The organism is Sphaerospermopsis sp. FACHB-1194, assembly GCF_014696235.1.
GTDB classification, from domain to species: Bacteria; Cyanobacteriota; Cyanobacteriia; order Cyanobacteriales; family Nostocaceae; genus Sphaerospermopsis; species Sphaerospermopsis kisseleviana.
In genome coordinates, this window is the sequence record NZ_JACJPU010000005.1 from 140,460 (window position 1) to 161,187 (window position 20,728).

Annotated in this window: 14 protein-coding genes and 1 pseudogene; 8 read left to right on the forward strand and 7 right to left on the reverse strand. The window is 38.0% G+C overall.

Annotation, left to right across the window (positions count from 1 at the left end; translation table 11 throughout):
* Positions 1-81 precede the first annotated feature (81 nt).
* The 3 genes from nagA to H6F45_RS05155 all read left to right on the forward strand — a co-directional run bounded on the left by nagA (position 82) and on the right by H6F45_RS05155 (position 3,387).
* Positions 82-1,251, forward strand: coding sequence for an N-acetylglucosamine-6-phosphate deacetylase (gene nagA / locus H6F45_RS05145; protein WP_190346650.1), 1,170 nt, complete (start codon positions 82-84; stop codon positions 1,249-1,251).
* Between the two features lie 380 nt (positions 1,252-1,631).
* On the forward strand, positions 1,632-3,173 hold the full coding sequence (locus H6F45_RS05150) for an FAD-dependent oxidoreductase (RefSeq protein ID WP_190346651.1): 1,542 nt from the start codon (positions 1,632-1,634) through the stop codon (positions 3,171-3,173).
* Positions 3,166-3,387 (forward strand): hypothetical protein, encoded by a 222-nt coding sequence (locus H6F45_RS05155; RefSeq protein ID WP_190346652.1) that lies wholly within the window; start codon positions 3,166-3,168, stop codon positions 3,385-3,387. Before H6F45_RS05150 ends, H6F45_RS05155 begins: the two co-directional genes overlap by 8 nt.
* Here H6F45_RS05155 and H6F45_RS26360 read toward each other — a convergent pair.
* Together H6F45_RS26360 and H6F45_RS26365 are read right to left on the reverse strand one after the other, a co-directional pair.
* A pseudogene (locus H6F45_RS26360) lies at positions 3,328-3,480 on the reverse strand (4-hydroxyphenylpyruvate dioxygenase); the annotation flags it as partial. The gene H6F45_RS05155 and the pseudogene H6F45_RS26360 overlap by 60 nt on opposite strands.
* Before the next feature lie 319 nt (positions 3,481-3,799).
* Positions 3,800-10,339, reverse strand: a complete 6,540-nt coding sequence (locus H6F45_RS26365) for a S8 family serine peptidase (protein WP_190346653.1) — start codon at positions 10,337-10,339, stop codon at positions 3,800-3,802.
* Between the two features lie 305 nt (positions 10,340-10,644).
* On the opposite strand from H6F45_RS26365, the gene H6F45_RS05165 reads away from it, so the two are divergent.
* Positions 10,645-11,652 (forward strand): helix-turn-helix transcriptional regulator, encoded by a 1,008-nt coding sequence (locus H6F45_RS05165; RefSeq protein WP_190346654.1) that lies wholly within the window; start codon positions 10,645-10,647, stop codon positions 11,650-11,652.
* 1,152 nt (positions 11,653-12,804) lie between these two features.
* On the opposite strand, the gene H6F45_RS05170 is transcribed toward H6F45_RS05165, so the two are convergent.
* The gene (locus H6F45_RS05170; RefSeq protein ID WP_096568456.1) at positions 12,805-13,749 is read right to left on the reverse strand and encodes a putative 2-dehydropantoate 2-reductase; all 945 of its coding nucleotides are present in this window, start codon (positions 13,747-13,749) and stop codon (positions 12,805-12,807) included.
* Positions 13,750-13,870: 121 nt separating this feature from the next.
* Between H6F45_RS05170 and H6F45_RS05175 the strand changes: the two genes are divergently transcribed.
* The 3 genes from H6F45_RS05175 (at position 13,871) to H6F45_RS05185 (ending at position 15,608) form a co-directional block, all read left to right on the forward strand.
* Complete coding sequence (locus H6F45_RS05175; RefSeq protein ID WP_190346655.1) at positions 13,871-14,272, forward strand: fasciclin domain-containing protein; 402 nt, start codon at positions 13,871-13,873, stop codon at positions 14,270-14,272.
* 335 nt (positions 14,273-14,607) lie between these two features.
* Entirely contained in the window at positions 14,608-14,949 is a 342-nt protein-coding gene (locus H6F45_RS05180) for a hypothetical protein (RefSeq protein WP_137667269.1), read from the forward strand.
* 206 nt (positions 14,950-15,155) lie between these two features.
* The gene (locus H6F45_RS05185; RefSeq protein ID WP_096568445.1) at positions 15,156-15,608 is read left to right on the forward strand and encodes a DUF29 domain-containing protein; all 453 of its coding nucleotides are present in this window, start codon (positions 15,156-15,158) and stop codon (positions 15,606-15,608) included.
* A gap of 144 nt (positions 15,609-15,752) precedes the next feature.
* Here the strand turns inward: H6F45_RS05185 and H6F45_RS05190 are convergent, their stop codons facing one another.
* Entirely contained in the window at positions 15,753-16,448 is a 696-nt protein-coding gene (locus H6F45_RS05190; RefSeq protein ID WP_096568442.1) for an HAD family hydrolase, read from the reverse strand.
* A gap of 107 nt (positions 16,449-16,555) precedes the next feature.
* Between H6F45_RS05190 and H6F45_RS05195 the strand changes: the two genes are divergently transcribed.
* The gene (locus tag H6F45_RS05195) at positions 16,556-16,786 is read left to right on the forward strand and encodes a hypothetical protein (RefSeq protein ID WP_242052556.1); all 231 of its coding nucleotides are present in this window, start codon (positions 16,556-16,558) and stop codon (positions 16,784-16,786) included.
* Here the strand turns inward: H6F45_RS05195 and hppD are convergent.
* From hppD to H6F45_RS05210, 3 genes are all read right to left on the reverse strand, one after another.
* On the reverse strand, positions 16,755-17,810 hold the full coding sequence (hppD, locus tag H6F45_RS05200) for a 4-hydroxyphenylpyruvate dioxygenase (RefSeq protein WP_190346656.1): 1,056 nt from the start codon (positions 17,808-17,810) through the stop codon (positions 16,755-16,757). The two genes, H6F45_RS05195 and hppD, sit on opposite strands and share 32 nt — an antisense overlap.
* Positions 17,811-17,953: 143 nt before the next feature.
* Complete coding sequence (locus tag H6F45_RS05205) at positions 17,954-18,658, reverse strand: SDR family oxidoreductase (RefSeq protein ID WP_137669024.1); 705 nt, start codon at positions 18,656-18,658, stop codon at positions 17,954-17,956.
* A 129-nt stretch (positions 18,659-18,787) separates the two neighbouring features.
* Positions 18,788-20,509, reverse strand: a complete 1,722-nt coding sequence (locus H6F45_RS05210) for a 4Fe-4S binding protein (RefSeq protein WP_199301755.1) — start codon at positions 20,507-20,509, stop codon at positions 18,788-18,790.
* Positions 20,510-20,728 lie beyond the last annotated feature (219 nt).

Consider the following 20,728-nt stretch of genomic DNA (forward strand, 5'->3'; position numbering starts at 1 on the left):
TTTGGATTTTAGATTTTGGATTTTGGGTGAATTGTGGATATTTCCATCTACAATCAAGTTTAGGTTTATCTTGGCAGGGTAATGACTACCGCGACACTCAACCCGATTCTTTCCAACGTTGATATTATCAATGCAAAAGTACCCGGTTATCAAGGTTTACAGATGATTTGGGTGAATAAAAAGGGTAAAATTGAAGAGATTTTACCAATGGGGAAAGTGTGTCAACGAGAGACACCGGAAAATTTACAGATTGTGGATGTTGCCGGAGATTGGATATCATTAGGTGGAGTTGATCTACAAATAAATGGGGGACTAGGTTTAGCTTTTCCTGAGTTAACGCGAAAAAACATCCATCGGTTAGAAGAAATATCACAATATTTGTGGGATGCAGGAGTTGATGGATATTTACCAACACTGGTAACAACTTCTGTAGAAAATATACAGCGATCGCTCACCCTCATCTCCAACTATACCCAAAAATCCGGTGCAAAAATCCTGGGAGTTCATCTCGAAGGACCATTTTTAAACTACGGTAAACGAGGCGCACATCCAGCAGAATATTTATTACCCCTGACAATGAACGAAGTCAAACGGGTATTAGGTGATTATGCCTCAATTGTCAAAGTTATCACTTTAGCACCAGAATTAGATCCCACAGGGGAAGTGATCCCCTATTTGCGTTCCTTGGGTATCACCGTTAGTTTAGGACATTCCCAAGCCACAGCAGCACAAGCACAACAAGCATTTAAAGCCGGTGCAACAATGGTAACTCATGCGTTCAATGCCATGCCACCATTACATCACCGCGAACCGGGATTATTAGGTGCAGCAATGAACAATCCCGACGTGATGAGTAGTTTTATCGCTGATGGACAGCACGTAGTCCCCATCATGTTAGAAATTTTGTTACGTGCGAGTAAAGGATTATTTCTTGTCAGTGATGCCCTAGCACCGTTAGGATTACCAGATGGGGAATATCCTTGGGATGATCGCAAAATTACCGTTAAAAACGGCACAGCCAGATTAGCAGATGGGACATTATCAGGTACAACCTTTCCTTTATTCAAGGGAGTACAGAACTTAGTCAAATGGGGCATTTGTGATGTAGAAACAGCCATTTTCTTAGCTACAGATGCACCCAGAAAAGCCATCAATTTACCCACACTTACGCCCAAGCAACCTGCTAATTTAATACGCTGGCATTGGGATAAAAATACCAGGGAATTGAATTGGAAAAGGATAAATAATTAGTAATAATTCAGGAGTCAGTAGGGGCGAAGTAGGGGCGAAGCATTCGGAAAATAGCCTGTGATAAAAATTGATAATTTATCGTCCGAATGCTTCGCCCTTACAGGAAAATAGCCTTGGGAAAAAATTGATAATTGATTACCCTAAGGCTTCCCCCGTACAGGATTCATGAAGTAATTTTATTTCACGCTAAGAAGCAAAGACGCAAAGAAGAAAAAGAGATTGTCAGTTTTCTGCAAACACAAAAAATCTCTCTCAAAACATCTTCCCTTCGTGTCCTTCGCTTCTTCGTGGTTCATTTATCCAAAAAATAGATATATAATATTATTTTCAATAACATCCTGAAAATCCTGAAAATCCTAAATCAAACAAAATTAATGATCATGACTTTAACAGAAGAAATTCTTTCTCAACTTCCCGGAAATGTATTAAATGGTTTACGGCGCACCGACCAAATTTTAACATCTTTGCGAAGCGATAACCAAACATTCACAGAAGTAGTTAAACAAAACTCCGCACCTTTAAATTCTGTAGACTGGGATGTAATAATCTGCGGTGGAACATTAGGAATTTTAATAGGTTGTGCTTTAGCTGTGCGCGGTGTGCGGGTAGCATTATTAGAAAGAGGAATTTTACAAGGAAGAGAACAGGAATGGAATATTTCTCGCAAAGAATTATCAGTATTTAGAGAATTAGACTTATTAACAGAAACAGAGTTAGAAACAACTATTGTCACTGAATATAATCCCGCACGAGTGAGTTTTTCAGGTGGTACAGAAGTTTGGGTAGAAGATGTTTTAAATATTGGTGTTGACCCTGTTTATCTTCTCGCAACTTTAAAAAATCGGTTTCTATCGGTGGGAGGAATTTTATTTGAAAATACTCCTTTTAATAAAGTGGTAGTTCATCCCGATGGGGTAATAGTCAATAACCAATTTAAAGCCAGATTATTACTTGATGCAATGGGACATCTTTCACCTATTAGTAAACAAGCACGTCAAGGGAAAAAACCAGATGCACTTTGTTTAGTGGTGGGAAGTTGTGCAGAAGGTTTTCCGAAAAATGAATCAGGAGATTTGTTGTTATCTTTCACTCCTTTACAAAATCAATGTCAATATTTTTGGGAAGCTTTTCCCGCTAAGGATGGAAGAACAACTTATTTATTTACCTATATGGATGCAGCACCCCAACGCTTGAGTTTAGAAGATTTATTTGAGGAATATTTTCGCCTTTTACCAGAGTATCAAGGTGTGGAAATTAGTCAATTAAATTTTAAACGGGCGTTGTTTGGTTTCTTTCCCAGTTACCGCGAAAGTCCTTTACAAACTCTTTGGGATCGTATTTTACCCGTGGGTGATAGTAGCGGAAATCAATCACCTTTGAGTTTTGGCGGTTTTGGTGCTATGATTCGTCATTTACAAAGGTTAACTTTGGGTATTGAGGAAGCATTAAAAACCAATCAATTATCATCCCAATCTTTAAAACTTTTGCAACCATATCAACCGAGTTTGAGTGTAACTTGGTTATTTCAAAAAGCCATGAGTGTGGGTGTAAATCAACAAATTCCTCCCCAGCAAATTAACCAACTTCTATCATCTGTGTTTGCGGAAATGGAAAAATTAGGAAATCCGGTTTTAAAGCCTTTTTTACAAGATGTGGTTCAGTTTTCTGCTTTAACTCAAACTTTGTTAAAAACAGGTTTCTCTCATCCTGTCTTGGTGTCCAAGATTATTCCTCAAGTTGGTTTATTAAGTTTATTTGATTGGATATTACATTATGGGAATTTATTTATATTTACTCTTTTATTTTCCCTCAGTTCTATCTTAGAACCAATAATTAAAAATCTGCCTTCAGATCAACAATATTATTATCATCGTTGGGTAGATGCTTGGAAGTTTGGTTCTGGTGGAGATTATTTTGAATAAGTTATTATTTTTAGGAGAGAAACTAAGTTATAACAGAGACAGAGCCTCTTTGATCACATTCCCAGTTAGAAACTGGGAACGAGATAAACGAGATAAACAAGATAACGAGATATTTCCTTCTTACTGTCACCAGTCACCAGTCACCAGTCACCAGTCACCAGTCACCTTTTACAAACCCCCGTTTAATTTGTTCGCTTTCCATAGCAGTAAATAAATCGCGAAAATTACCTTCACCAAAACCAGCAGCTTGAGAACGACGTTCAATAAATTCCAAGAAAAAAGTAGGTTCATTAAAAATTGGCTATTTAATGTTTATTTAAAGTTAGATTACTTATCGTCCTGAATATTTTTCATACTTAATATAAGCAGTCGTGCAAAATAAATTTTATAGTTAGGAGAGGGAACAGGGAACAGGTAAGGAATACAGGCATTTTGGTTTTCAATCAATATGTTAAATTAATTTTGCTTGGGTACTTATTTCCTATTTATCCTTCATTAAATATTTAAAATTCTTCTGAATAAATTTACTTTCAGCAACCCCTACATATTGCATCAATTACAAAACAGATGTAGAGACATTTCATGAAACATCTCTACAATCTGGTTTACCTAAAAGCTACCAAGAACTAGACTAAGGTAGTGGTAAAGTTATTCAGTCCCAAAGTACCTGTAAAACCTGTCAACTCAACAATGGCATCAGCAGTAGCACTAAAGCCGGCTGTAGCATTATTAATAGCCACAAAAGTACGACTACCAAAGGAGAATTGAGCAGCAGAGTTAGCTGCAAAAGTAGTGGTATTTAACAGAACAGCAATACCAGCAGCATCAAGAGTAGCTACAGTTCCCACATTATTGAATGCCGAACGTGCAGTGGTAACGACGAATCGATCAGCAGTAGCATTGAAGTCGGTAATCACATCAAAGCTGTTGTTGTTGAAGACAGAATCAGCTAAGTTGCGGTAGTCAAAACGATCAACTCCCACTCCTCCGGTGAGAGTATCTTTTCCAGTTCCCCCAGTCAGCAAGTCATTACCATCACCACCAACAAGGATATTATTACCTGTGTTGCCAGTAAGAGTATTATTACCAGCATTACCAGTACCGTTAATCGCTGCTGTTCCTGTTAGGGTCAGGTTTTCAATGTTGGTGAGAGAGGCAATAGTAAAGGTGACACTAGATTGAATGGTATCTGTTCCTTCATTGGCATTTTCGGTAATGGTGTCAGTGGTGGTATCAACAACATAGATATCGTTACCTGTACCGCCGATGAGGGTATCAACGCCTGTACCACCATGGAGGGTGTTATTACCAGTGTTACCAGTAAGAGTATTATTACCAGAATTACCAGTACCGTTAATGGCGGCTGTTCCTGTTAGGGTCAGGTTTTCAATGTTGGCGAGAGTGGCAATAGTAAAGGTGACACTCGATTCAATGGTATCTGTACCTTCTCCAGAAAGTTCGGTAATAGTGTCCGTTGTAGTATCAACAATGTAAACGTCATTACCTAAACCGCCAATTAACGTATCAATCCCAGCACCACCATGGAGGGTGTCATTTCCTGCACCACCATGGAGGGTGTTATTACCAATGTTACCAGTCAGGATATTATTACCTGTGTTGCCAGTAAGAGTATTATTACCAGCATTACCAGTACCGTTGGCTGCTGTTCCTGTTAGTGTCAGGTTTTCGATATTTGCAGATAGAGTATAGTTAGTGGTGCTGTAAACCGTATCCGTGCCTTCGTTGGCATTTTCTGTAATGATATCACTGCTATTATCAACGTAGTAAGTATCATTACCATCACCACCAATTAAGGTATCAATCCCAGCCCCACCATCAAGGATATTATCGAGTTCGTTACCTGTGATGACGTTATTACCAGCATTACCAGTACCGTTAATTGCTGCTGTTCCTGTCAGTGTCAGATTTTCGATATTTGCAGATAGAGTATAGTTAGTAGTGCTGTAAACCGTATCCGTGCCTTCGTTGGCATTTTCTGTAATGATATCACTGCTATCATCAACGTAGTAAGTATCATTACCATCACCACCAATTAAGGTATCAATCCCAGCCCCACCATCAAGGATATTATCGAGTTCGTTACCTGTGATGACGTTATTACCATCATTCCCAGTACCATTGGCTGCTGTTCCTGTCAGGGTGAGGTTTTCCAAATTTTCCAACAGAGCATAGTCAGTGGTGGTGTAAACAGTATCCGTGCCTTCGTTGGCATTTTCGGTAATGGTGTCATCAGTAGTGTCAACATAGTAAGTATCATTACCATCTCCACCAATTAAGATATCAATACCCCCACCCCCATCCAAGGTGTCATTACCTGATGCACCGTCAAGGGTATTATCAGCAGCGTTACCTGTGAGGACGTTATTAGCGGCATTACCTGTGCCGTTAATTGCTTCTGTTCCTCCTAGTGTCAAATTTTCGACGTTAGCAAGAGCCGCAAGACTATAGGTGACACTGGTAGAAATAGTATCTGTTCCTTCGTTGGCATTTTCGGTAATGGTATCAGTTGTCGTATCTACAATGTAAGCGTCATCACCCAACCCACCAATTAAGGTATCAATACCAGCACCACCATTGAGAGTGTCATTACCTGATGCACCGTCAAGGATATTATCAGCACTACTACCCGTAATGACGTTATTACCAGCGTTACCAGTACCGTTAATCGCGTCGCTTCCTGTCAGGGTGAGGTCTTCGATATTTGCAGACAGAGTATAGTTAGTAGTGCTGTAAACAGTATCCGTGCCTTGGTTGGCATTTTCGGTAATGGTGTCACCAGTATTGTCAACATAGTAAGTATCATTACCATCACCACCAATTAAGGTATCAATACCAGCCGCACCATCAAGGCTATTATTAGCACTGTTACCTGTGATGACGTTATTACCAGCGTTACCAGTACCGTTAATTGCATCTGTTCCTGTTAGTGTCAGGTTTTCGATGTTGGTTAGGGTGGCTATACTGAATGTGACACTAGATTGAATGGTATCCGTGCCACCCCCTGCATTTTCGGTGATGATGTCAGTGGTGCTATCAACACTGTAAACGTCATTACCTAAACTACCAATTAAGGTATCAATCCCAGCACCACCATCAAGAGTGTCGTTACCTGCTCCACCATTGAGGATGTTATTAGCACTGTTACCGATGAGGACGTTATTACCAGCATTACCAGTACCGTTAATTGCTGCTGCTCCTGTTAGTGTCAGGTTTTCGATGTTGGTTCTGGTGACAATATTAAAAGTGACACTAGATTGAATAGTATCTGTACCACCCCCTGCATTTTCGGTGATGATGTCAGTTGCACTATCAACAATGTAAACGTCATTACCTAAACCACCAATTAAGGCATCAATACCCGCACCACCATCAAGGGTGTCGTTACCTGCCCCAGCATTAAGAGTATTATTAGCACTGTTACCAGTGAGGACGTTATTACCAGCATTACCAGTACCGTTAATCGCTGCTGTTCCTGTTAGTGTCAGATTTTCGATGTTGGTTATGGCACTAATACTAAAGGTGACACTGGATTGAATGGTATCTGTACCTTCGTTAGCGTTTTCGGTAATGATGTCAGTATTGCTATCAACAATGTAAGCGTCATCACCTAAACCACCAATTAAGGCATCAATACCAGCACCACCATTAAGAGTGTCGTTACCTGCTCCACCAGTAAGACTATTATTAGCACTGTTACCCGTGAGGACGTTATTACCAGCATTACCAGTACCGTTAATCGCTGCTGTTCCTGTCAGGGTGAGGTTTTCTACCCCCGCTGGTAGGGTGGTAGTAACATCAGCCGTGAGGGTATCGGTGATGGTTGTAGTTACAGTTGTGGTTGTACCCAAGTTGGCATTGGTGGGAGAAGACAGGGTGAGAGTAAAGGTTTCATCTGCTTCGTTAAGGTCATCATTGAGAATGGGAATATTGATGACTTGACTGGTAACACCAGGAGCAAAAGTTAAAGTTCCGCTAGTGGTAGTATAGTCTGACCCTGCTATAGCCGTATTACCAACAGTGGCATATTGAACAGTAACCGTTTCAGTGCTGGCGCTGGAAAGAGTCACAGTGTAAGTGACATTTTGGGGACTGGTGTTGCCTTCGACTACCGTTTGGTTAGCACTCAGGTTAATACTGGGTAGATCATTATCAGCAATATTGACTGTGGCACTAGCTGATGTGCCGACGGTGTAGCCTGTTCCTGATGTAACGGTGAGGATGGCAGTTTCTGCTCCTTCGACAAGGGTGTCATCAGTAACGTTCAGGTTGACTAAGGCTGTGCTAGAACCTGCGGCAAAGGTAACAGTAGTCGGAATGGTTGTGTAATCTGTGCCATTGGTGGCTGTTCCGGTCAAGGCAACGTTAACTGTTAAGCTGCTGGTGGTTAGACCTGTGCGGGTTAAGGTGTATTGTCCTGGGTTGGCAGGTTCGCCGGCACTAGCATCGTTCGCTACTACTGTGATTACAGGTAAAGAAGGAGAAGAGTCAGTATAGATTTTGAAGTCATCAATATTCCATGAGCTAACAGTGAAAACTCCTGTGGAACCTACATTAAAACCAAATCGAATTTGTGTGGATGCACTTTTGTAAGCACTGATATTAAATGTGTTCAGATTCCAAGAATTATCTTGAACTCCTGGAGATCCACCTGAACTCCAAAGATTCACCCAACTGCTACCATTATAAATATCAACAGTGTTCTGCATATAAGGAGTGTAATCACTGTTGAGCCAACGGTAGTATTCAAAGAAGACATTACCGGAGGTATTGGTGTTAATTACAGGACTTGTTAGGTAGTAATAATTATGTAGTGAAGTAGAAGCATTACCACCAATCACTACTCCGGCTACACCATTGTCAGCAGTTGCAGTGTTGTCAGTGCCTGGGTCTGGGTTGCCATAAACATGACCAGTGGAAGTTTTGGCAGAACCTATTCCCCATTCTGTTCCCAATGTCCACCCTGCATTGTTATTAGCAAATGAATCATAGAATAGATTGACAAAAGGTTCTTCATTAACAATAGTTCCAGTTGCCGCACCCGGAGAACCACCGATATAACCCGTGCCGGAATTAACTGTTATGTTTACCGTTTCATTCTGATTTTCTGCTAATGTATCAGCAATCGGATCAACCACAACCGTTGCAGTTGTCGCATTAGCAGCAAAGGTGACAGTTCCCAGTTTCGTCGTCGGATTAAAGGTGACAGCACTACCTGTTAATACGTTGTAATCGGCCGGGTCGCTTCCCACCGGGGCGGCGTTTGCTATGCCACTCGCCCCGAAGTTAACGGTCAGGGGAGAACTTAGGTTTAAATTGGTGCGAGTAAAGGTATAAACCAAGTTAGTCGCACCGTCTTCTTGAACAGTGGCAGGACTGACACTGACAGTTACAGAAGGTAAGTTAGCTGCCGCCAAAGCATTAAAAACATTGAGGCGTTTTCCAGAAACCGTTTTACCGGCTAGAGCCGCAATAGAATCCCCCGTGTTCATCAAGGTATTTTTAACCTGCTGTGCCGTCCAGGTGGGATTTTGAGACCAGACTAAAGCCGCAGCCCCGGCAACGTGGGGACTAGCCATTGATGTGCCAGAAAGAGTTCCATAACTGTTGTTAGGCAGGGTGCTATAAATGCTTGAACCTGGTGCGCCTAAGTCCACACTGGTCAATCCATAGTTGGAGAAGGAAGACAGGCTATCAGTGTTTGTGGTGGAAGCAACAGAGATAATATTAGCTAGGTTGTAGGCAGCGGGATACATGGGATTGATATCTGCGTTAGCCGAACTATTACCCGCCGCCGCAATAAATAAAGCCCCAGCTTGACCTGCTGCATTAATGGCATCATACAAAGCTTGGCTATAGCCGCCACCTCCCCAGGAGTTGTTGGTTATTTTCACGCCCTTCGCTGTGGCATAGTTAATTGCTAAAATGGCATTGGAAGTAGAACCCGAACCAGTATCGTCCAAAAACTTCAGGGGCATAATCTTGGCATTCCAGGCCACTCCTGTCACACCAACGCCGTTATTACCTTTACCAGCAATGGTTCCCGAAACATGGGTTCCGTGGCCATCAACATCACTGGGGTTGTTGTCATTATAGGCAAAGTCCCAGCCGCGAATATCGTCTATATATCCGTTATTGTCATTATCAATGCCATCATTGGCGATTTCTCCTGGATTAGTCCAAATGTTGCCTACTAGATCAGGGTGGTTATAATCAACTCCTGTATCAAGCACTCCTATGACCAGGTTGGGATTGCCTGTTTGGATATCCCAGGCTTCGGGAGCGTCAATATCTGCATCAGGAGTACCGCCACTTTGACCTGTGTTATGTAGTCCCCATAGTTGATTAAAACTGGGGTCATTGGGGAATGTAACTGCTTTGGTGACAATATAATCTGGCTCGATGTACTGGAATATGGGATTATTTTTGTGTGTAGCGAGGGCAGTTTCTACAGAGGTTTTTCCAGATAATGTCCATATTTGCGCCCCTGTCAGCTTAATGGTCTCTGTCTTGGCTACTCCCAGGGTGTTTTTAATCTCATTGGCTTGGGTGGTATTGATTCCGTCCTTGAATTTAACAATCAGTTTATTACTGGCATAAGCTGGTGGGTTAGGTGTATATTTTCCTACGGTATCTTGACTATTTCCGTTTGAGATGATAGGTGCAATTTCTAACGCTGGAGATGCTTCAATCAATCCAGTAGTGTATTCTAATACCCAGTCTCCACCTGATGCAGTATTACCAGTCAAGTCATCAGATGCAGCTACATCTGCCCCCGTCAACTGACTAATTTGCTGGACAAAAGTTTTACCCGCTAGTCCCTGAGCAACATTGGAACCATACAACAGAATGTCTCCTGTGGCGGTGAGAGATTGACCCCACTGCTGCAATTGTGATGTGTAACTGCTGAGGTTTGCGGAGTTGAGTACAGTTGAACCAAGTGATAAACTACCTTCTGCCCCTTGAGAAATAATCTGAAGGCTATCAATGTCTCTAAGTCCTGATAAATTCTGAGTAATTTGCTGAATACCGTCCCGGTTGCCGTCGAGAAGAAACAACAGTGTACCAGGTTTAACGCTATTAACTATATTTTGATAGTCTGCAACATTGGGATCAATGAAAACAACGCTTTTAGTAGATTCTGCCATGACTATAATCCTGTTATTGAGTTGACGGTAAAATTTGCTATTTCTATGGATTATAACTAACTGCGTATCGACTTGCGTATCAAGAAATATTGACTTAATTACAACTTATTCTGACTTAGATAATTTCTCCGTTGGAAATAGCAAAATTTTTGACTTACTAACCTTTGCCATCTATCTACAGATAGATTGTGATCAAGAATAAATAATGAAAGAATATTATCTATAAAAGTCCGAAGTTTAACAAAATTCCCACTCAAAACTCGATTATTTCCATCAAAGGGTAAATTTTCAGATTAAGATTATTTATGCCAAGGTCACTCAGGGTTCATCACGACTATATTGATAAAGTTAAAATAGCAATTACACTCAATGGATACCCCAACCAAAAAGCATTAGCTCATGACACAGGATTGTCTCCTACGACAGTGAGCAGTTTCATCACTGGTAAACCTGTTGACTATACAACCTTTGAAGAACTATGTCGCACATTAAACCTCGACTGGCGAGAAATTGCTATCACTAATGAGGATGTACCCTTCAACAAAACCACAGTCCATACAAATATTAAAAAAAATATATTAAGTCAAGATTGGGGAACAGCAGTTGATATTTCAGCATTTTACGGACGCAGCGAAGAACTGACGCAGCTAAAGTCATATATTTTACAAGATGGCTGTCGCTTAGTCGCAGTAGTAGGTATGGGAGGAGTTGGCAAAACTACCTTTGTCACTCAATTAGCACAACAAATTCAAGATCAGTTTGATTATGTTTTTTGGCGTTCAGTACCTACCATCCCATCCTTTGATGATATGATTACTGATATGCTTTCCTTAATTTCCCATCACAAGGAAAGTAAACCAGACATAAATCACCTAATTCATTATTTCCGTAACCATCAATGTCTAATCATCTTGGATAACCTAGATACAGCTTTAGATGCAGGTGATACTGAATATAATAATTTCCTACGCATAATTGCAGAAACAAACCATCACAGCTGTGTAATTTTTACTAGTCTAGAGAAACCTATCGAAGTCGCTTTTTTGGAGCAGTGGACATTATCAGTACGTTCCTTGACTTTGTTGGGTTCATCAGAAGTAGCCTTTTCCCTGCTCCAATCAAAACAACTATTGGGAACAGATGAACAAAAGTATAAATTATGTGATCTTTATGGTAATAATCCACTAAAAATTAAAATTGTTTCTCATACAATTATTGACTTATTTAATGGTGATCTTGAGAAATTCCTACAACAAAATACTTTATTAGTTAGTAATTATATTAACAGCTTGCTGAGACAGAGTCCAAAATAATTCATAATTCATATCATAATTCATAATTCAAATATGCAGACAAGAATATCATTGTTGAGCTAAATATAAACAAAAGTTATGTTTTTGCGTTAATAGTTTTGATATACATAAGTCAACACAATTGAAGTTAAGATTTATTACAAAATAATTGAGAATTATTTTTATTAATTAACGAACTTGCAATACTTTCAGCCATTTGCTATAATTTGGGCAAATTTCATAATTGGGTTTTTATTGCCAATTTTGCATCTATCAAAAATCATGCTGCTACAATCCTTTATTTATAGTAGTTTCAGAAATTAACAGCCAAAAACAATACAACAACTTACAAAATAGCAGCAATTTGAGAGATCAATTTAGCGAAAAAATATCTAATATTTTGATATACCTTGATAGTAGCAAACATGTACTATTGACAAATTAAAGAGTTTATGGTATGTGAGGTTGATTTTTGCTGGTAGGGTAGGGGTTTAGCATTGCTAAACCCCTACTATCTGTCTAAGCATTCAGCCGTCAGTCATCAGCCATCAGCTATGAACCTGGAATATTGAAATCCCAAGAATGAAAAGAAACAGATACAGATAATTTTCCTGAAATTAAAACCTCTGAATCTTTGCTTTTGTAGTTATCGGCTGATTACTGAATACTGATAGCTGAATGCGTACCTCTGATCAAGCTTAATATCTTTCCTATTTATCCTTCATTAAATATTTAAAATTCTTCTGAATAAATTTACTATCATAGTGCTGACTGGACACATATCTGGATGAATTGATTATCTAAGAGCTATGTAGGATATAGGACTACTATTTGATTTTTGAAAAAACTCCGTACACCCAAATCATCTCAAACCCTATTCCCTATTCCCTATTCCCCGCCTCCACGGAAAATTTATAAATCAAATCGGAACACTATATGTTCTGTCAAGTAGTTCATCAACCTGGAAAGAATAACTCTTATTGATGTAAGAAATAACTTTGAGTATCAATTATCTCCAAGGAAAAATATCTCAAAGTTTGATCTCAAAATTTGCTCTCATCATTATCTTCCAGATATATTATTTTCATAGTAGAGGACTTTTCTAGTGGCTACAAGTCATCTCAATCGTAAACAAGTAATTACTACCTCTAAACAAATGTCACCTGTCACCTGTCACCTGTCACCTATATTTCTATTATCCAAAAATTTCAATTGTTGATATAAACAACGAATCAACGGTAAACTCACATCATGTTCTGCTGCTATTCTTAATGGGTTGCCAACTATTGCTTCTACTTCCAAAGGACGATTTTCATCAAAATCAATTTTCATGCTGGTGCGGTAGGGTTTCATTTTCACAGTATAATCTAACATTGTTTGAATAAAACTGTCAGGAATTATCCGCCCTGTACTTTTTGCCCCTAATTGTACTTCCTTCATCAATTGTTCAACTAATGTCCGAGTGTACATATCCGCCATTATTTCATCTGTTGTGGCATCCAAAATGACGGATAACCCATTATAGGGAATATTCCACATCAATTTTTTCCAACGTCCTAATAATAAATCTTCTGTTAATTCTATTTCAATTCCAGCATTTTCAAAGTCTTGAAAAATTGCTTTCATTCTCTCTGTAATTCCTACAGCATTATAATTAGTCGCATATTCACCCAAGGTAATTTTTCCATAGTCTAAATGATGTATATGTCCTGGGGCAATTTTGTTAGAACACAGAAAACATAAACCGCCTATAATATTAACGTTGCTGACAATTTGGGCAATTTCTGTTTCTATGCCTAAACCATTTTGTAATACTAAAACTATGCTATCATCTTTAACTAATGGTGGTAATATCTGTGTTAATATATGGTTTTGAGTGGTTTTTATTGACACAACTACCACATCGCAGCTAGGCATTTTCTCGACTTGATTGTAAACTTGCACTTGGGGTAAACGAAAGTCACCGTCTTTAGATTCAATAGTTAATCCATGTTTTATGACTTGTTGATAGTCGCTATTAACTAAAAAATGGACTTCATTACCAGCTTTTTGGAGTTTAGCACCGTAAAAACCGCCTAATGCACCTGTTCCTACAATTGCGTAACTTAAATTACCCATTTTATCTATAAAGGAATCTTACAAAAATCATAAGTTGTTATTTTACCAGGATTTTAACGTAATAAAACTTAAACATGATTTACTATTTTGTATAACCTTCAACAGATATGAGGTGACATGAATGGCTGATATTGTTGATATTGCAGTTAGTGCTGACAGTTTTAAAACTTTGGTAGCTGCTGTGAAAGCTGCGAGTTTGGTGGAAACTTTAAAAAGTCCAGGTCCTTTTACTGTGTTTGCACCTAATGATGATGCTTTTGCTAAGTTACCACCTGGTACAATTACTACTTTAGTACAGAATATTCCCCAGTTAACCAGAATTTTAACTTATCATGTTGTCCCAGGAAAGTTGACTCAGGCTGATTTAGCTAAACTGGGTACTGTGACTTCTGTGGAAGGTTCACCGATTAAAATTAATTGTGAAGATGGTTTTGAGGTGAAAAACGCCACTGTTATAGCAGCAGATATTGAGGCTGATAATGGTATCATTCACGTTTTAGATACTGTAATTTTGATGGGTTAAATATTCAGGAGTCAGTAGGGGCAAACCCCCTGTGGTTGCCCGTAAAGGAGTCAGAATGTTTAATTTAATAGACATCAGGTGAAAATTATGGTAGGGACAATTCATGAATTGTCCCTACTTTATAAGTATCTATGGCTAGGTTGTTTTTTGGTTAATTCTTTAAATTATGTAAAATAATTCAGATGATTACTCACTATTGCGCTAAGGTAAATTAAGACCACTAAATTAATAAATAAATGTTTCACTGGTAATTTAACTGGTAATTTAACTGGTAATCAAAATTTTCAACATAAGCTAACCCTATCATCACACCCTATCATCAGAAGTTCAAATTAATGCTCGATTTCCACACTTTAGCTGAATTTTCCCGTGCCAACTGTGCTGGTATATGTGCATTTCTCGTACCTGCAAATATTTTGGCTACTTTGTTAACAATTATCCTCACATTCTTAAACCGTCCTAAATTGCAAATATGGCAAGCTGCTGGTTTTGCAAGTATGTTTGCTTTGGTGATGATATTCCACGTCTATACTTGGTTTATGATTGGTGTGGTGATGTTACCAACTTTTATTTTACTAGGTTTAGCAATTACTTGTTTGTTGGCTAATTTAATTGCTATTATCTGGCGCAGTAATGCTTTAAAATTGGGTTATTTCTGGAAGTCTATAAAAATTTAATTGATTGATTTATTCATTATCTGGGATTTTTGAATAGATTTTTGAATAAATTTTTGAATAAATTTTTGACTTAGATAATTTTGCTCTTTCCTATGCCTGATTTGGAAGATGTGAGAGAGCGATAAATTATTGAAAATTTACTTATGTTTATTTAAGAATTTATTGTATAATGTAATTAATATCAGATAAAGTCAGGAGAAATTTATATGCTGACTGAGACCACGAAAAAATTATATGATCAAGATTTTTACTTGTGGATACAAACTACAGTCAAATTGTTAAGTGAAGGAAAGCTAGAACAATTAGATATTGAGAATTTGATTGAAGAAATTGATAGTATAGGAAGGAGAGAAAAGAAAGAATTAAAAACTCGCCTAATAGTCCTAATAGAACATTTATTAAAACTGCAATATTGGACAGAAGAAAAAGATTATAATGCTAGAGGTTGGCGTAATACTGTTGTGGAACAAAGAAGACAAATAGCTTATAGTTTGGCAGATAGTCCTAGTTTGAAATCTATATTAAATGATGTATTTTTAGAATGTTATCAAGATGCGAGAAATGATACTTTGAGGAAATATGAACTACCTTCAGAACTATTTCCTGAAGATTCACCTTTCTCTTTATTGGACATTCTAAATGCAGATTTCCTACCTTAAAATTGAGTTGTAAGTTGAGTCTTAAATTGAGTCTTAAATTGAGTCTTAAATTGATTGCGATCGCCACCTTTTGGGTAGCTATCGCTTTGTGAATTACAAACTAATTAAAAACTAATTAAAAACTAATTAAAAACTAATTAAAAACTAATTTCCAAGCTTCATTTCTGAGAAAATAAAATCTACAGCAGCTTGTAAATTGGCAACAATTAAATCAGGTTGATAAGATTGTAATTGAGTGCGATCGCGGATTCCACTTTCTACACCTATCATCTTCACACCGTGTTTTTTAGCTGCTGTGATATCCGCTTCTGTGTCTCCCACCATCCAAGTTTCAGCACCGGGGGGAAGTTCTTTAATAGCTTTGGCCATTAACAGTGGTTTATCTTCAATATCACGGGTTTTTACATAATCGTTACTTAAACAATAACGTCTATTTTCTGGGAAGAATTGCCCTAAATTATACTTATCAAAAGCATAATCTAATTCTCGCACTCGGCGCATAGTCATGACAACTAAATCAACTCCTGCTTGTTGCACTTTGGTTAAAGCATCTAACGCACCAGGAACGAGAACATCATATTGAAAATAGGGTTGAGTGTGTACAGTTTGCTTACGAATTTTTGCAAATTCCTCCGCTTGTTCTGCATTTAAACCCGATTTTAAAGCAACTTCTTTTTCAGGAATGTGCGATCGCTTGAGTTGCCAAAATTCCGCTTTAGAAAGTTCTCTTACTTGTTGATCAGGATATTTGGTTTTTTCCAGACAAAGTTGATAAACTTGATAGTACCTTTCGGAAACGTCCATGATTGGACCATCAAAATCTGTAATCAGTCTCAGCATCAGTTTTGTTCATGGTAATTTTTTCATCATTATCTCAGGAATTGGTGATAGTTGATAGTTGATAGTTGATAGTTGACAGTTGACAGTTGACAGTTGACAGTTGATAGTTGACAGGGAAACATAAAATTGATTACCCAGTCACCAGTCACCAGTCACCAGTCACCAGTCACCAGTCACCAGTCACCAGTCACCAGTCACCAGTCACCAGTCACCAGTCACCAGTCACCAGTCACCAGTCACCAGTCACCAGTCACCAGTCACCAATCACCAATCACCAGTCATCAATCACCAATCACCAATCACCAATCACCTGTCACCTTTTACAAACCCCCGTTTAATTTGTTCGCTTTCCATAGCAGTAAATAAAGCGCGAAAATTACCTTCACCAAAACCAGCAGCTTGAGAACGACGTTCAATAAATTCCAAGAAAAAAGTAGGTTCATTAAAAATTGGCTGGGTGAAAATCTGCAATAGTAAAGCTTCTAAAGGTGCATCTTGTTGAGAGTCTACCAAAATTTCTTGTTGGGCGATCGCCTGTAATTCTTCAGGTGATAAAGGCAATTCTAAACGTTGTTGTAATTGTAAATAATAGCTTTTGGGAACAGAGAGAAAAGATAAACCAGCAGCCCGAAAACGAGCGATCGCATCAATTAAGTTTGCAGCTTGTAAAGCGATATGTTGCACACCAGAACCACGATTAAATGCTAAAAATTCCTGAATTTGGGAATTAGCAGAAGCAGGTTCATTAATTGGTAATTGTACCTTACCATTAGCAGAAATCATCACCTGACTATGCAAACCAGAAAAATCAGTTTGAATATTAAAACTTTGTTGGGGTTGAAAATCAAGAATATTCTGATACCATTTAACAGCAGTTTGTAAATCCCCGACTTCCACATTTAAAACTACATGATCTATACCTATAAAACCATCCTGTTCAATAATTGTTTTCTCAATATTTCTTTCAATTAATGAATGACTTAATTTACCCCAACCAGAAATTTTTGCATATTTGTAAAATTCACCATTTTCAACAGGTTGTAAAAGTGTAGCACCATTAGCAGTAGCCTTTGCCGTAACTGCCTTTAAATCTTCCACCACAAAAGCCACATCAACCACACCAGGAGGATGAAAACGTAAATATTCCGCTACAGGGCTACAGGGTAAAAGAGGTGAAGAAAGTAAAAAATAGACATCACCATTTTTCACAACTTCAGTCAGAGTGTGTAATGAACTTCCCTGATTTTCATAACTTGAAAAAAATGAATTAACTACTCTTTGAAAACCCAGATATTTGACAAACCAATCGCGCCAAGTGTGGGCATCTTCTACATAGAAGTGAACGTGATCAATTTGCAGCATATCAGTTATCAATTATCAGTTAACAGTGATCAGGTAAATGAAACACACCAGCAATAAAACTAAGTTTCTCTTTACGACTTTGCACCTCTGCACTTTGCGCGAAACTTGTATTTAAGTATGATTCATTTACCTGAAAAAAGCTCTTAGAAAAATAAATGACTATCAGGCTGAATATTAATTTCCATTGGCACAGCTTGAGGTTCAGCCGATAAAGCATAGAAAACAGCATTAGCCGCCGTTTCACAACTTAACATTTTACTTCTATCTACTTTTAAACTTACATTGTCCCAGAAAGGAGAATCTACACCACCAAAATAAAACAAAGTAAACTTGACACCAAAACGTTTAAGTTCATCCGCCATACACTTACTAAAACCCACAACCCCAAACTTAGAAGCAGAATAAGCCGCAGCCATCGGCATGGAATGTTTACCTAAAATCCCGACTATATTACAAATATGGCCAGATTTGCGTTTTTGCATTTCCTTAGCAGCAGCTTGAGAGGTATAAAAACAACCTTTTAAATTTAAGTCCAGAATTTTATCTAATTCCCCTGATTCTATATTGTTGTATGCCTTGAGAATACCTAAACCAGCCGCATTTACCAAAACATCAATTTTACCGAACTGCGCCACAGTTGCTTGTATCAATGCTTCCACCTGTTCCGGTTGTGTAATATCCGTTGGCACTGTCAGCACTTCCCCTGATAACTCACTAGCTAATGTTGTTAAATTCAAGGCATTTCTAGCAGCTAGTACCAATTTAGCCCCAGTGGGTGCAAGTTGACGAACTAAGGCTGAACCAATACCACCAGTAGCACCAACGATGACAATAACTTTATCCTGCATGACAGTATTGATAATCCCTTTACATTTCTTTATATACTATAGCACTAGTCATGAGTCAGTCGGGGTTATGACTCCCGGACTTCTTAAAGAAGTCCGGGATCTAAATAAAAACTTTATATTTCATATTTCTCATTTTTCTTTTTCCTGCGATCGCCTTAATTTCTGCAAACTATCTTTTACTAGTACAAAACCAGTATACTTGGTTGGTACATAAAGAATTTTATCGAAATGTTTTTGCAATACCTGATTCAAATCTTGCAGTTTTTGCAATAGCTCATCATTTTCTACATTATTTTCTACATTTTTTATTTCCAGAGGAGAATTGATAATTTCTACGTTTTCCACACCCAACTGATTGAGAATTTCCCAGTGTTCATCCTCTGAAATTTCCAAATCTTGAGCCATTTTTTGTAATACTTCTAAACCTTCAGAGTATTTCATCTTTCCTTCTACTAAAAATTCCCGTGCCACACCTTTGTATGCATGATAGAGTTTGTTTTTTGTGAAACTTGGTAATACCTTGGCTAATACATATATTTCATGAGTATTTAATTCCTTAATAGAACGTCCATCTAAATATTTGGGCAAATTGATATCTAGTTTTTCTAGTTGCTTGCGTAAACGATTAGCAACACTTTCTCTTGAGTAAATATCCGGGGTACGTTTCCAAGTTTTGTATAGCCACATTGTACTCAAGATGACTAATAATATATCGTATAAATATTGTATCCATAATGGCAATAATATAATGAGAGGACGACCAGCAAAAATAAAAAAGAAGTTGAAAATGCCAAAGGTGCAAATGGTAAAAATTCGATGTCTAATAGTATCAATAGAAAGATGAAGATGATGACGCAGACTATAAGCTTTTGCTTTCTTTTCTATTACTTTTCCCCACCCATAGCCCAGGACTGTAAATCCTCCAAGAGTCATAGGCACTGCAACTATTTTAGGTATATTAACTGTTTTTCCTAACACATAAAATCCCGGTGCAAACAGTGATGCAAGTTGATCGGTTTCTCTTGCCCAAATACCAGAAAAGTAATAATCCCAATAACCAGCATACAGATAGTAATAAACAAAATAACCAATAACTAAACCAACATAGCCGTAACGTACAAACGATGATTCTGGACGTTTTAAATCAGACCAATAAGTTCTTTCGGAATCAATATCAATACAAGGATTTTGACAAGCTACACAAGCACTTTTTTCTTTACCATCTGGTAATGTAGTACGGCACATTGATTGAGTAATTAATTCCTCACTTGTATGAGCCTGACTGCTAAATAATCCACCAGGTTCACTATAAATCCTTTGCACTGTAGCCATCGGACAAAAGTAGTTACACCAAGACTTACCACTATATAAATAACCCACAGTAATAGCGAATGCAATGGTAAATAATAGCCATAATGTTAACATTAAACGATCTGCATTAAAAAATAAAATACGACCACATAACCCTACAAACAGCCATGCAAATTGTACATAGGGATAATTTTTGCCTAACCATGAATCAGGCTTAATTTTTACTAACTCATAACGTATTTTGCCAGTTTTAGGATCTTCTCGTTTGATTTGACGCTGCCAACCTAAAGAGCGGGGAATTTGTGATAAAAAAGATAGGGGGCAAATTCTTCGCCACATTTCATGTCCGAACACTAGTAAAATGAAAATAGAAATAGGAATAATTGCTCCCCAAAATAAGGTTGTTCCTAGAGGATAAGGCTGTTGTGATAGGCATTGATCTTGTACTTTAATACAAGTATTGGACAATCTCAAAGGACTCCAAGTATTTTCAGGTTTAGTCAATATTGAAGATAAAGGATCATATAAAAAAGATGCCATTAATCCTAGCCATAGGATAGTTAATACCCAGCGGATCTTGTGTATTAGAGTTTCAGATATACGATTAAACATGATTATTCGGTACTTGTTATGCTAAATTACTATTGGGTAAGAAAGAACAGGTAACGGGGAACAGGGAAAAAATCTTTGAAAAAATCTTTAATTTTCTAGTTTTTTAATAGGAATAATAATCATTGATACAGCTATAAGCAGAGTTTT